General features: G+C 64.0%; 13 protein-coding genes. 7 read left to right on the forward strand and 6 right to left on the reverse strand.

Translation table 11 applies throughout. The features are described 5' to 3' along the window. Positions 1–7: 7 nt before the first annotated feature. Genes XH85_RS15000 through dctP form a run of 3 tightly spaced genes read right to left on the reverse strand, consistent with a single transcriptional unit; the run spans position 8 to position 2933 of the window. On the reverse strand, positions 8–1363 hold the full coding sequence (locus XH85_RS15000; RefSeq protein WP_128932406.1) for a TRAP transporter large permease: 1356 nt from the start codon (positions 1361–1363) through the stop codon (positions 8–10). After that, positions 1360–1917 carry a TRAP transporter small permease gene (locus XH85_RS15005; RefSeq protein ID WP_128932407.1) on the reverse strand — a complete coding sequence of 186 codons (558 nt, stop codon included), beginning with the start codon at positions 1915–1917 and terminating at the stop codon, positions 1360–1362. The genes XH85_RS15000 and XH85_RS15005 overlap by 4 nt, the downstream gene beginning before the upstream one ends. Beyond that, positions 1914–2933 carry a TRAP transporter substrate-binding protein DctP gene (dctP, locus tag XH85_RS15010; protein WP_128932408.1) on the reverse strand — a complete coding sequence of 340 codons (1020 nt, stop codon included), beginning with the start codon at positions 2931–2933 and terminating at the stop codon, positions 1914–1916. Before dctP ends, XH85_RS15005 begins: the two co-directional genes overlap by 4 nt. Positions 2934–3055: 122 nt before the next feature. Between dctP and XH85_RS15015 the strand changes: the two genes are divergently transcribed. Beyond that, complete coding sequence (locus XH85_RS15015; protein ID WP_128932409.1) at positions 3056–3742, forward strand: GntR family transcriptional regulator; 687 nt, start codon at positions 3056–3058, stop codon at positions 3740–3742. Between the two features lie 157 nt (positions 3743–3899). On the opposite strand, the gene XH85_RS15020 is transcribed toward XH85_RS15015, so the two are convergent. Beyond that, positions 3900–4901 carry an alpha/beta fold hydrolase gene (locus XH85_RS15020; protein WP_206734837.1) on the reverse strand — a complete coding sequence of 334 codons (1002 nt, stop codon included), beginning with the start codon at positions 4899–4901 and terminating at the stop codon, positions 3900–3902. A 154-nt stretch (positions 4902–5055) separates the two neighbouring features. After that, positions 5056–5826: an AraC family transcriptional regulator gene (locus XH85_RS15025; protein ID WP_338025640.1), complete on the reverse strand. Its 771-nt coding sequence runs from the start codon at positions 5824–5826 to the stop codon at positions 5056–5058. 185 nt (positions 5827–6011) lie between these two features. Here XH85_RS15025 and XH85_RS15030 point away from each other — a divergent pair, with 185 nt between their 5' ends. From XH85_RS15030 to acdA, 6 genes are all read left to right on the forward strand, one after another. Next, positions 6012–7331: a tetratricopeptide repeat protein gene (locus XH85_RS15030; protein WP_128932411.1), complete on the forward strand. Its 1320-nt coding sequence runs from the start codon at positions 6012–6014 to the stop codon at positions 7329–7331. Continuing rightward, positions 7332–8558: an MFS transporter gene (locus tag XH85_RS15035; RefSeq protein WP_128932412.1), complete on the forward strand. Its 1227-nt coding sequence runs from the start codon at positions 7332–7334 to the stop codon at positions 8556–8558. 89 nt (positions 8559–8647) lie between these two features. Next, positions 8648–9325: a cupin domain-containing protein gene (locus XH85_RS15040; RefSeq protein WP_128932413.1), complete on the forward strand. Its 678-nt coding sequence runs from the start codon at positions 8648–8650 to the stop codon at positions 9323–9325. 115 nt (positions 9326–9440) lie between these two features. Then, positions 9441–10085, forward strand: a complete 645-nt coding sequence (gene acuR / locus XH85_RS15045; protein ID WP_245473491.1) for an acrylate utilization transcriptional regulator AcuR — start codon at positions 9441–9443, stop codon at positions 10083–10085. A gap of 34 nt (positions 10086–10119) precedes the next feature. Then, positions 10120–10692 (forward strand): peroxidase-related enzyme, encoded by a 573-nt coding sequence (locus XH85_RS15050; protein ID WP_128932415.1) that lies wholly within the window; start codon positions 10120–10122, stop codon positions 10690–10692. A 16-nt stretch (positions 10693–10708) separates the two neighbouring features. After that, positions 10709–11887: a 3-sulfinopropanoyl-CoA desulfinase gene (acdA, locus tag XH85_RS15055; RefSeq protein WP_128932416.1), complete on the forward strand. Its 1179-nt coding sequence runs from the start codon at positions 10709–10711 to the stop codon at positions 11885–11887. Between the two features lie 346 nt (positions 11888–12233). On the opposite strand, the gene XH85_RS15060 is transcribed toward acdA, so the two are convergent. Next, entirely contained in the window at positions 12234–12584 is a 351-nt protein-coding gene (locus tag XH85_RS15060; protein WP_128932417.1) for a RidA family protein, read from the reverse strand. Positions 12585–12739: the final 155 nt, after the last annotated feature.

A 12739-nucleotide genomic window follows, 5' to 3' on the forward strand; every position in this document is an offset into this window, starting at 1 on the left:
TCCTCGGTTAACGCGACGGGGCGCCCACCACCAGGTTGGGCAGCCAAGTGGAGATCGAGGGCGCCAGGCAAAGCAGGACGACCGCGAACGCCATCAGGAGCACGAAGGGCAGCGTCCCCCAGATCACGTCCCGCAACGGGATGTCCGGCGCGATGTTCCTGATGACGAAGATGTTGAGTCCGACCGGTGGATGAATGAGGCCCATCTCCATCACGATCGTCATCACCACGCCGAACCAGATCAGGTCGAAGCCTGCGTCCTTGAGCGGCGGCAGGATGATCGGCGCAGTCATCAGGATGATCGAAACCGGTGGCAGGAAGAAGCCGAGCACGACCACCAGCACCAGGATCGCTGCCAATAGCACCCAGCGCGAGAGCTGCATCGCGACGATCGCCTGCGCCGCCGCCTGGCTGATGTGGAGATAGCTCATCACGTAGGAGTAGAGCAGCGACATGCCGATGATCAGCATCAGCATGGTCGATTCCTTCAGCGTCGATTCCAGGATCGGGCCGAGATCCCGCGGGCGCCACACGCCATAGATCGAGGCGATCAGGACCAGCGCCAGGATGCCGCCGAGGCCTGCGGTTTCCGACGGCGTCGCATAGCCGCCATAGAGTGCGATCATGACGCCGCTGAGCAGCACGACGAAGGGGAGCACCCGCGGCAGCGCACCGAACCGCATCGCCATAGTGAAGCGCTCATTCGAAAGGATCGGATGCTGCGCAGGGTCCGCGGCATAAGCGCGCTCTGCCGCGGCGTATTCGGACTTGAATCTCAACACCGCATACGTCGCAAACAGCAGCACCAGGAGAAGGCCCGGGCCGATGCCGGCGAGGAAGAGACGCCCGAGCGACTGCTCCGCCGCGACCGCGTACAGGATCATGGTGATCGAGGGCGGCAGCAGGATGCCCAGCGTGCCGCCGGCTGCGATGACGCCCGCAGCAAAGCCGCCGGAATAGCCGCGCTTGCGCATCTCGGGGATGCCGGCCGAACCGATGGCCGAGCAGGTGGCCGGAGACGATCCGGCCATCGCAGCGAACAATGCGCAGGCGAAGACATTGGCGATACCGAGCCCACCCGGGATCCGGCCCATCCAGACGTGCAACGCGCTGTAGAGGTCTTGTCCCGCCTTCGACTTGCCGATGGCGGCGCCCTTCAGGATGAAGAGCGGGATCGCCAGCAGCGTGATCGAGGCCATCTCCTCGTACACGTTCTGCGTCACCGTATCGAGCGATGCAGCGGGCATGAAGAAATACATGAAAATAACGGCGACGGCACCGAGCGCCAGCGCGATCGGCATGCCCGAGGCCATGACGGCGAGCGTGGCCCCGCCATACATCAGTCCGACAGCAAACGTGCTCATTTGCTCCTCCATCCGTCGAGGCGCGAGGCGAGCTGAAGCGCGATCTGCACCGTCATCAGCGTCATCCCGAGTGACATCATGCTGTAGGGAATCCACAGCGGCGGGGCCCAGGTCGATCCGGACACCTGTCCGTCGACCCATGCCTCGTGGAATAGCGTCCAGGATTTCCAGGCGAAGAAGCAGCAGAATAGCAGGCTCGCGGTGTCGACCACGAGCATGCGGATCGCATTGCCGCGTTTCGACAGATAGCCGGTGAGAGCCTCGATGCCGATGTGGCCGCGTCCGGCTTGCACGAACGCGGTCGACAGGAACGTGGCGCCGACCAGGAGGAACACCGCGGCCTCGTCCTGCCAATAGGTCGCCGCGTTGAAGAAGTAGCGCGCGGCCACGCTGTAGCTCAGGATCGTGCTCGCGACGATAAGTGCGACCGAGCAGAGGACGACGATCGTCCTGTTGAGCAGGATCATCGCGCGATTGATCCGTCCCACCGTGGAGCCGGGTCGCGCTGCCGTCATGACGACGGAGTGGCCGAGATCGACGCCGTGCGCGCTCATGATCCGGCCTCCATGGCGAGCTTGATCAGGCGGGCGCAGTTCTCGTTCTTGTTGGCGTAATCCTTCCAGGCGGTGTCGCGCGCAAGCTCCCGCCACGCCTGAACCGTCTTGTCGTCGAGATCATGCACGGTTGCGCCGGCGGCCTGGTAGACCTTGGCCACGCGGATGTCATCTTCCATCGCCGCGGTGCGGCCGAACGCTTCGAGCTCGGCGCCGACCGAGACGATGACGTCGCGCTCCTCGCTCGAAAGCCGATCGAACACCGCCTTCGACATCACGAGCGGCTCGAGCATGAACCAGTAGCTCTTGGCGCGGCCGGTCGTCAGATGCTTGGCGAGCTCTTCCAGTCGGAACGAGGTCAGGCTGGTGGAGGAGGTGAGGGCGGCATCGCAGGCGCCGGTCTGCATTGCCGCATAGAGTTCATTGGAAGGGAGCGACAGCACCGAGGCGCCGGCGGCCTGGAGCACGAGATCCATCTCGCGCGAGCCGCCGCGGATCTTCATGCCCTTGGCATCCGCGACCTCGACCAGCGGTCGCGCACGGCTGGCGACGCCGCCGGCCTGCCAGATCCAGGTGATGATGACGAGGCCCTTGGCGGCGAGAAACTTGCTGAATTCCTGGCCGATCGGCTTGTTCTTCCAGCCGAGGCCTTCGTCGTAACCGGTGACGAGGCCCGGCATCAGGCCGATGTTCAGTTCGGGCAGATCTCCGCCGGCGTAGGAGATCGGAATGAGGCTCATGTCGAGCGCGCCTTTGCGCATCGCCGAGACCTGCGCGTTGGTCTTCATCAGCGACGAGCCCGGATAGATCTCGGCGGTCATCGCGCCCTTGCTGCGCTCCTGGATCAGGGCCGCGAAACGCCGGCAGAGCCGGTCGCGGAAATCGCCCTCGGTCGCCGTGCCACCCGGAAATTGGTGCGAGATCTTCAGGGTCGTGGCCGCGCGCGCTTCCCCGAACCGGAGCAGCGCCGGGGCTGCGATTCCCAAGGCCAGGGCTTGGCGTCTTGAAATCCTCATTCCATACCTCCCGTTGCTGAATTGCATTTTTTATTTCTAATATTGCATACAATCCATATAGAAGTGCATGCTGTTCGTCTTGTCAAGTATATGGTATGGGATTGTGGGATCAGGTGTATGCAATGAGCCAGGCCTTCAGACTTAAGCAGTCGATCGAAGACGCTGTGATTGCAGGAGAATTCCTGCCGGGTGATCGCCTGGACGAGGCCTCGCTGGCGGAGCGATTCGGGGTGTCGCGTACCCCTATCCGGGAGGCGCTGCTCCAGCTCGGCGCCGAGGGCTTCATCGATGTTCGCCCGCGCCGCGGCGCGATCGTCAGCGTCCCGTCACCGACCAGGCTGTTCGAGATGTTCGAAACGATGGCGGAGATCGAAAGCGCCTGCGGACGCCTGGCGGCGCGTCGGCTGACCCCGGAGAACGATGCGGCAATGGAGACTGCTCATCGCGCGTGCGAGATAGCCGCGCGCGAAGGCGACAGCGAGCAGTACTACGCCGACAACCGCAATTTTCACGAAGCGATCTACCGCGCGAGCCGCAACAGTTTTCTCGCTGATCAAGCCTTTGCTCTGCACAAGCGGCTGAGCGCCTATCGCCGTATCCAGCTACGTGCGCGCAACCGCCTGCTGCAATCGCTGCAGGAGCACGCGGGGATTCTCGAAGCGATCCGCGCCGGCGATGAGCAACTCGCGGCAACGCGACTTCACGACCATGTTCTGGTCCAGGGTGAGCGGTTCTCGGACATGGTGCTTGGCCTTGCCGCGGATCGACGATCCGACGCGACCGGAAGCAAGAGCGGAACGTCGAGGTAGAGGCTGCGTCAGCGCCAGCTAGAGCATGATCCGGAAAAGTGTGCAGCGGTTTTCCGAAAAGATCATGCTAAAACAATAACCTAAAGCGCGATGACGATTCATCCCAATCTCATCGCGCTTTAGCGTTGCCTCTCGCCGTAGCCATTCGTCACTCTATTCAGGGTGTCCGCGCCGTGCTGCCGGTCGTGCCGCCAGCGAAGAATGCTAGGAGATGTTGAGAGACATAGGTCGGATTCTCATCCGGCAACCAATGCCCGGTGCGTGGTGCAGCATCTCCGCGCACATTCGTGGCGAGCTCCTTCGCCATGTCCGTTTCGGCCCAGCCGTTGCTCTTCTCGCCGGCCAAGGCGAGGACGGGCATCGGGAGCTTCTTCTGCATGAATTGCTTGAAGCGCCGTTCATCCTCGGGAAAAGCCCGATAGAGCTCAAACCCCGCGCGAAGGCCTCCGGGAGCCGCATAGGCACGCGCATAGACCGCGATGTCTTCGTCCGCAACAGGCGCTGCGAGCCTCTTCTTGTAGAAATCCGAGATGTAGGCTTGCTCGTGACCGCTCACGAGGAGCTCAGCGATGTCGCGCTGCTGATGCAGGCCGAAATGCCAGAGCTCGGGGTCCGGCTTGTGCTTGGCTTCATCCCAGATCCGCGTGGCCGGCACGGGAACGTCTAGCATCGCGAGCTTGACGACCTCATCCGGCCATTGCGCGGCATAGGCATAGGCGACCATCACGCCGATGTCGCGCCCGACGAGGTTGACATGGCTTCCGCCCAGTTCGCGGACCAGTGCGCGAATGTCGGCAGCCATCGTCGCCTTGTCGTAGCCGCCCTGCGGCTTCTCCGACTCGCCGGCGCCGCGATAGTCCACCGCAACGACACGGTACCCCGCGCCCGCGAGCGCAGGCATGACATTCCGCCACGTGTACCAGGTCTGCGGCCAGCCGTGCAGCAGAACGATCAGGTCGCCATTGGCCGGACCGCCGATGACATAGTGCAGTCGAACTCCATTGGCTTCGGCAAAGCCGTGCGTGAAGACTCGTTCGAAATTGGCCGGCAGGCCAGTGCGCGAGGCAAGAGGGGATGGGGTCTCCTGTGCCAGTGCGCCGGTGACCATCAGAATGAATGTTGCTCCCAGCACAGGCAGGAATCTGAGCAAGCGTCTCATTGAGCGGGTCCATCTTGTTGAGAGACGAGGATTTCCCTGAGCACCGCGACTTGTTGCTGTTGTGGAGGGCCCAACCCAATCTGGCCCCAACTGAGCTCGGCTTCGATGGTTCCGAGGAAACTGCTTCGCCGGAACTCTCCGCTTCAGATCTTTATCAGCGAATGTCGGCGGCACGCCGCTCGCCAGTCGCTCTTCGCATGTAGGCGTGCGGACTGGATCCCATTTCCGTCCGGAATGCGTAGACGAACGCGGATGCGGATCCGTAGCCCAGTTGCAGCGCGGTCTCCGTGACTCCCGTGCCGCTGCTCAACAGCTCGATGGCGCGCAGCAGCCGCACCCGTCGCCGCCATGATCGCAGGCTCGAACCCATTTCCGCTTCGAACTGGCGCGTCAGCGTGCGCGACGACATGCCGAGCGCCTTGGCCCAATCATCCGAACTTCGGGAATCGGCCGGATCGACGTAGAGCGCTTCGCAAAGGCGCAGCAGGCGCTCGCCGCGCGGCCACGGCAATCCCGCCGTCAGCGCGCGGGCCCTGCCGAGCTGATCGAGAATGAGTGTCGCGACACGATCGGGGTAGCCGTCGGTATCCTGGCTTCCTTCGATGGCTGCGGCCTCCACGATCAACTCCTTCAGCAGGGGAGATACGGCGAGCACTGTCGGAGCCGCTGGCAGATTGCTCCCGGCGTCGACGGCAATCCACAGGCTGCGAAACTCGGCGCCGAGAAGGGAGCCCACCCGATGGCAAACGCCGCGCGGCAGCCAGACGGCCTGTTCGGGCGAGATGACGAAGGAACGGTTCTCCGCGGTCACCATGAGCACGCCGTCGATGGCGTAGACCACCTGGTGCCAGTCGTGCGCGTGCTCCGGGAATTCGTGCCGCGCCGGGATCGACTGGGCGCGCATGGTGATGGGGCGCGGCGGCAAGGCATCCGGCGGAGCCGATAGTGGGGTCCAGGTCATGTCGTTTCCGATTGGCCGATATTCTATATAAATTGGCAAAACGTCGAAAGACAGCCGCTTTTCGCTCTGCTAGCGCTCCAGTTCACGGCCGGCCACACCGCGGACTTCGTTGGCCGGACCCGTCTCGTCCCTCGTATCAGGAGCAGAGCATGGCCGAGTGCGACAGCCGAGGCCTGCCGATTTCGACAGATTCACCGCAAGCGGCCGGTCAATATCGGATCGGCATCGATCTGCTTCTGTCGGCGTGGCCGGGCGCGGATGACACGCTGCGGCAGGCCGCGGAACTCGATCCACATTTCGCGCTGGCGCACGCCGCCCTCGCATGTCTGCACGCGATCAAGGCCGAGCCCGCGGAAGCGCGCGCAAGGATCGCGACTGCGCAGGAGATTGTCGCGCGAAACGGCTCGCCGCGTGAGATCAGTCATGTTGCGGTCCTCGCGCTCGCGGTGACCGGCCAGTCCGCCAAGGCGTTGGAGAGCGCGCTCGCGCATCTGGACGCGTGGCCGCGCGACGTCCTGATCCTCTCTCTGCCGCTCGGCGCGTTCGGCCTGTTCGCGTTCTCGGGGATGATCGGTCACGACCAGGCGCGCGTGGATCTCTGCGAACGCGTGGCGGGTCGCTACGACGCGGACGACTGGTGGTTCCTGACCTATCGCGGCTGGTCACACGCCGAGAACGGATCGGTCTCGAGAGGTCGCGACTTCGCGCAACGTGGTCTCGAACGGCGCCGCGCCAACGCGAACGCCGCGCATGCGGTCGCGCATGCGATGTTCGAGCAGGGCGCCAAGGACGAAGCCGAAACGCTGCTCGAAGGCTGGTTGCCTGAGTATGATCGGGCAGGGATGCTTCACGGTCATCTGGCCTGGCACGCGGCGCTCTCGGCGCTGGAGCGCGACGATCCGCAACACGCCCTGGCGATCTATTCCAAATACGTTCGGCCTTCGGCCTCGCTCGGTCTGCCGATCAATGTCTTGAGCGACACGGTCTCCTTGTTGTGGAGACTTCAGGCGTATGGCCACGAGGTGCCGTCCGGCATGTGGGAGGAGGTCGAGAGCTACGCCGGATCCCGCTATCCGACTCCCGGTCTCGCATTCGTCGAACTGCACACGGCCTTGTTGGCCGCCGCGACCGGAAAACACGCCGCTGCCGTCGACCGCATCAAGGCGAATGCGCAACGTGTCGCGGACGGCGTGCTGCCGGCTGGTCCCGTCGTGCCAGCCATCGGCCGGGCCGCGCTCGCGTTCGCGAACACCGACTACGCCGAATGCATGCGGATTCTCGAGCCGGTGGCCGCAGACGTCGCGCGGGTCGGCGGCAGCGGCGCCCAGAGGGAAATCATCGAAGACATGTTGTTGCTCGCTTTCATGCGAAGCGGCGATTCCGCCAAGGCACGCGATCTGCTCGATCGCCGCCTTCACCGCCGTCCGTCGCAGCGCGATGCGCGCTGGCGCGGCCAAATCGAGGTCTGAATGTCAGAAGTTGCCGTGCAAGGGCGGGTGGAGGCTCCGCCCGCGTTCCGTTTTGAGCGCAGCAATGTCGCAAGGCTCGCCGTCGCGCAGGCATTGGCCGGCGCGAATTCGACGATCGTCTACGCCACCGGCGCAGTGATCGGTGACATGCTGGCGCCCACCAAGGCGCTGGCAACTCTCCCGATCTCGATCTTCGTGGTCGGGATGGCCGCCTGCACCTTGCCCGCCGGAGCGGTCGCGCAACGTTACGGGCGACGCGCGACCTTCATGATCGGCACCGGCTGCGGTGTCCTCTCCGGCCTGATCGCATCGCTCGCGATTCTACACGCCTCGTTCGGCCTGTTCTGTGCGGCGACGTTTCTCGGCGGTGTCTACGCCGCGGTGGTGCTGTCCTTTCGCTTCGCGGCCGCCGATTGCGCGGCGCCAGAGCGGCGGCCGCGCGCGCTGTCGGCGGTGATGGCAGGCGGTGTCTTTGCCGGCGTGATCGGGCCGCAACTCGTCACGTATACGATGGGTCTGTGGCCGCCCCATCTCTTCGCGGCCACCTATCTGGCACAAGGCGCGGTCGCTGCGATCTCCTTATCGGTTCTCGCCGGGGTCCGTCTGCCGATGTCGATCGCGGCCGACAGGGGCAGAGGCCGTCCTCTTTCCGTGATCGCGCGCCAGCCGCGTTTCATTGCGGCGGTGGTCTGCGGAGTCGTCTCTTATCTGCTGATGAACTTCCTGATGACGGCGGCGCCGCTCGCGATGAAGTTCTGCAATCTGCCGCAGGAGGCTGCCAATCTTGGTCTGCAATGGCATGTGATCGCCATGTATGGACCGAGCTTCTGGACCGGCAGGTTGATCACCCGGTTCGGCGCATCGAGAGTGGTGGCGACCGGGCTGCTGCTCACAGCCGCCTCTTCGGCCATCGGTCTGTTCGGTATTCAGGTCGGGCACTTCTGGGCGACGCTGATCCTGCTCGGCGTCGGCTGGAATTTTGGCTTCGTCGGAGCTTCCGCGATGGTCCTGGAGTGTCATCGCCCGGAGGAGAAGGCGCGCGTGCAGTCGCTGAACGACTTCATCGTGTTCGGCACGATGACCTTCGGCTCGTTCCTGTCGGGTGGGCTGCTCTCCGCCTACGGTTGGAATACGGTCCTGTGGGTCTCGTTTCCGCCTCTGTTCCTGGCCGTCGCCGCGCTGGCGCTGGCATCACCACGAGCGCGCCGCGGCGATGCGGCGTCGTGATATGCTGGAGCGCGCCGCGGAGGCCGTCGCACGGATGCGGTCCGGCCAGGCTAATTTCAGAATGGTGTTGACCATGAGGGAGAAGAGCCATGCGCATCAATGACAACCTGACAGTTCCGGTGATCGTTCAGGCCGGGCAGCTGCCGTGGATCCAAAGCCCGGCGGCCGGTGTCGACCGGCGCATGCTGTTCCGCATCGGCGACGAGGTCGCGCGCGCCACCTCGATCGTGCGATACGCGCCGCACAGCGCGTTTCCGCGCCATACGCATGGCGGCGGCGAAGAGATCGTCGTTCTCGATGGCGTCTTTCAGGACGAGCATGGCGATTACCCCGCGGGCAGCTACTTCCGCAATCCGCCCGGGACCTCGCACGTTCCCGCATCGGAGGGTGGCTGCACGATCTTCGTGCGCCTTTGGCAGTTCCGGGATGGCGATCGCGACCAGATCGTACGACGGCCCGCGGAAGGTCGTCAGCGCGAGCCGCGATCGGGGGCGGCGAGCGCGCTCGAACTGTTCGACGATGGATTTGAGAACGTGCGTTTCGAGAGCTGGATGCCTGGCAGTTCCGTTACGGTCGAGAATGCACGCGGGCTCGAAATGCTCGTTCTCGCCGGGAGCCTGTCGATTGGTGATCAGACGCTGCTCCCGCAAGGCTGGGTCCGCTTGCCCGCCGGACAGCCTCTGCGCGCCGTCTGCGGTGCGGACGGCGCGAACGTCTGGCTGAAGGACGCTCCCTTGCTGCATCCGGACGTCTGCCAAATGCCGTGAAATGCGGGGCGACCCGCACGTCGTTGAGGGCTCATCGACAGACGCCGGGCCTCGATGACGACGCAGGATTGATTTTGCAAGACGATCGGTCTAATAAATCGCCATGAGAGCGATTTTGCCGTCAGCCGAACCGCGTCGCCGTGGCCGTCCGCCCAAGGACCAGACACGGCCAGACGCGCCGCGCGCACGGCTGCTGCGCACCGGCGTTGCGATCCTGACCGAGAAGGGCTTCAGTGCCGTGGGCGTCGAGGAGATCCTGGACGCCGCGGAGGTACCAAAAGGTTCATTTTACCATTACTTCGACAGCAAGGAGGCCTTCGGTCTCGCACTGATCGACGCCTATGCCAACTATTTCGCGCGGAAGCTGGACCGATGGTTCGACGACACCGAGCGTGCTCCGCTCGACCGTCTGCGTGATTTCATCGCGGATGCTCGCTCGGGCATGGCGAGACATCGCTACCGGCGCGGCTGCCTCGTCGGCAATCTCGGACAGGAGATGGGTGTTCTGCCCGAGCCGTTCCGGAAGCGCCTCGCTGCTGTGTTCCGGGATTGGGAAGCGCGGACGTCCCGTTGCCTGCGGTCGGCGCAAGAGGCGGGCGAGATGTCCAGCGAGCTCGACTGCGAGGATCTCGCGCAGTTCTTCTGGATGGGCTGGGAGGGCGCGGTGTTGCGCGCCAAGCTCGAACGGCGCCCGGATGCGCTCGACGTCTTCGCCGAACGCTTTCTTGCGATGATCCGGGCGAAAGGTGAGGGGCGATGACCGTCATGCCAATCTTCAACGAGGAGCCAAGCTCATGACCGAAACACGCGCCGTCAGTCGCTTCCCTGTTCCCGATCTCGCCGATATGCCGGACGATATCCGTAGCCGCATCCTGGCTGTGCAGGAGAAGTCCGGCTTCATTCCGAATGTCTTTCTCGTGCTCGCGCACCGGCCGGAGGAGTTTCGCGCATTCTTTGCCTATCACGACGCGCTGATGGACAAGCCCGGCAATCTGACCAAGGCCGAGCGCGAGATGATCGTCGTTGCGACCAGCAACCTCAATCAGTGCCAGTATTGCGTAGTGGCGCATGGCGCGATCTTGCGGATTCGCGCCAAGGACCCGCTGATTGCCGATCAGGTCGCCGTCAACTACCGCAAGGCCGACATCACCGATCGTCAGAAGGCGATGCTGGATTTCGCCGTTCGGGTCTCGACCGAGGCGCAAAAGACGTCTGAAAGCGACTTCGCCACGCTGACGGCGCACGGATTCACCGAAGAGGACATCTGGGACATCGCGGCGATCTCGGCCTTTTTCGGCCTGTCGAACCGGCTCGCGAACGTGACGAGCATGCGTCCGAATGCCGAATTCTATACCATGGGCCGCTGAGAGAAGGAGCGACGCCATGGAACTGTCATCCCGGCAATTGGCTTTGAAGGAAAGAGCCGCCGCCTTCTCGAATGGGCTGCTGCGCAAGCGCGGCGCCGAGATCGATCAATCGCGCGAATATCCCTTCGACGTTGTCGAGGCGCTGAAAGCCGAGCGCTTCATGGGCATGACCATCCCAAAGGAATATGGCGGGCAGGGCCAGAGCTTCCTCGACACGGTGCTGGTGATCGAGGAGATGGCGCGCGCGTGCACGGTCTCGGCGCGTATCGTCGTCGAGGCCAATATGGGCGCGATCTCCACCGTCATGGCCTACGGCACCGATGCACAGCGCAGGCGCGCTGCCGATCTCGTCCTGGCGGGCGATAAGCCGGCCATCTGCATTACCGAGCCCGAGGCGGGTAGCGACGCGAGCGGCATGAAGACCCGGGCCGACAAGCGCGGCAATCGCTACGTGCTCAACGGCAGCAAGCATTGGATCACCGGCGCCGGCGTGTCGCGCCTGCACCTGATCTTCGCGCGGGTCTTCGATGAGAGCGGTGAGGAGCTCGGCGTCGGCGGCTTCCTGGCCGTGCGCGGCGAGGCCGAAGGGCTGCGTATCGGCAAGCGCGAAACGACGATGGGACTGTGCGGCATGCCCGAGGGCGAGCTCGTGTTCGAGGATCTGGAGATCACGCCGGACATGGTGCTGCTGCCTCCGTCGGGCTTCAAGCGCGGCTTTGCCGACCTCATCAATGCCTACAACAGTCAGCGTGTCGGCGCAGGAACTGTCGCGATGGGAATCGCTGCGGGTGCGCTGGAGCACGCCATCGAATGGGTCAAGGCGCGCGAGCAGTTCGGGCGCCCGATCGGCGAATTCCAGGGGCTGCAATGGATGCTCGCCGACATGCAGACGCAGCTCACCGCATCGCGCTTGATGCTGCATGCGGCCGCCGCGTCGCGAGGCCCGGGCGGCAGCGCATTTCCCGATCCGACCCTCGCGGCGCAGGCGAAGATCTTCGCGTCCGAGGCGGCGATCAAGATCGTCAACGATGCACTTCAGATGTTCGGGGCCCGCGGCTATTCGCGCGACTTCCCGCTCGAGCGCATGGCGCGCGACGTCCGCATGTTCACGATCGGCGGCGGCACGGCGCAGGTGCTGCGCACGCTCGTCGCGAGCAAGGTTCTGGGCTGGAAGCTGCCGCAGACCCGTCATTGAGCGGGGGTCATCCAGACTGCTTCAGCCAGATCTGGGCTCGGCTCGCGGTCGGCTTGCGGCTGCGATCACTAGCTCGCGTCATCATGGCCGCTTCAGCGGCCCTGACGCGCCGACGCAGCTCTAACAGTTCGCAATATGCGGCACGAAGCGGATCGTCAGAATCGAGCGTCGGCGATTGCTTTGAAGAATTCGTCGTGCCGTAGGATGAGTATCTGATCATCTTGAACACGCTGCGGTTGATATGCGCAGAGCGTATCAGGGCATTCCCTTCGCGCAATGAAAGTCGCTCGTTAACATTGATGTCGGCGCAAAAAGTTAAGACCGGTACAAGGATGCCGTGGCGCCACTAGTGTCGCGCAGCGATAGCGGTCATCTCGAGCTTGACGCCCGGACCGAGATCGGCGACGCCGATTGCGGCGCGCGCCGGCAGATGAGCTTCTGCAAAGTGCGCCTTCCAGACGGCGTTGAACGCGGCCTTCTCCTTGAGATTCGTCATGTAGATGGTCACCTGCAAGACGTTGGCCAAATCGGATCCGAGGGTCTTTAGCAGCTGCGCCAGCTGCCGGAGGACGTCGTTTGCCTGGCCCGACATATCGAGGCTCGTGTCTTCAGGGACAATTCCGCCGATGTAAAGCACGCCATTATGCTCGACCACTTCGTGGAGCAGACCTTCGTAAGGCAAGATGCGCTTGATCATGATGAGACCGATGTTGCTGGTGAGGAAGGGGAGGCGTATCGCACATCTGCACCACCAATACGAGACCCTGTGACGTACCGAGTGGCACCGTCGACATCGGCGTGAGTCTTGACCTCGCTATTCGGCGGCGTCGGGTGCAACAGAGTGCACGGGAG

Source organism: Bradyrhizobium zhanjiangense (assembly GCF_004114935.1).
Taxonomy (GTDB): Bacteria; Pseudomonadota; Alphaproteobacteria; order Rhizobiales; family Xanthobacteraceae; genus Bradyrhizobium; species Bradyrhizobium zhanjiangense.

Bases quoted from the DNA above. Each gene is read 5' to 3' on its own strand.
- XH85_RS15050 (WP_128932415.1), top strand. From the start codon at position 10,120: ATGACCGAAACACGCGCCGTCAGTCGCTTCCCTGTTCCCGATCTCGCC.
- XH85_RS15005 (WP_128932407.1), bottom strand. From the start codon at position 1,917: ATGAGCGCGCACGGCGTCGATCTCGGCCACTCCGTCGTCATGACGGCA.
- dctP (WP_128932408.1), bottom strand. From the start codon at position 2,933: ATGAGGATTTCAAGACGCCAAGCCCTGGCCTTGGGAATCGCAGCCCCG.
- XH85_RS15060 (WP_128932417.1), bottom strand. From the start codon at position 12,584: ATGATCAAGCGCATCTTGCCTTACGAAGGTCTGCTCCACGAAGTGGTC.
- XH85_RS15000 (WP_128932406.1), bottom strand. From the start codon at position 1,363: ATGAGCACGTTTGCTGTCGGACTGATGTATGGCGGGGCCACGCTCGCC.
- XH85_RS15040 (WP_128932413.1), top strand. From the start codon at position 8,648: ATGCGCATCAATGACAACCTGACAGTTCCGGTGATCGTTCAGGCCGGG.
- XH85_RS15035 (WP_128932412.1), top strand. From the start codon at position 7,332: ATGTCAGAAGTTGCCGTGCAAGGGCGGGTGGAGGCTCCGCCCGCGTTC.
- XH85_RS15015 (WP_128932409.1), top strand. From the start codon at position 3,056: ATGAGCCAGGCCTTCAGACTTAAGCAGTCGATCGAAGACGCTGTGATT.
- XH85_RS15020 (WP_206734837.1), bottom strand. From the start codon at position 4,901: ATGAGACGCTTGCTCAGATTCCTGCCTGTGCTGGGAGCAACATTCATT.
- acdA (WP_128932416.1), top strand. From the start codon at position 10,709: ATGGAACTGTCATCCCGGCAATTGGCTTTGAAGGAAAGAGCCGCCGCC.
- XH85_RS15030 (WP_128932411.1), top strand. From the start codon at position 6,012: ATGGCCGAGTGCGACAGCCGAGGCCTGCCGATTTCGACAGATTCACCG.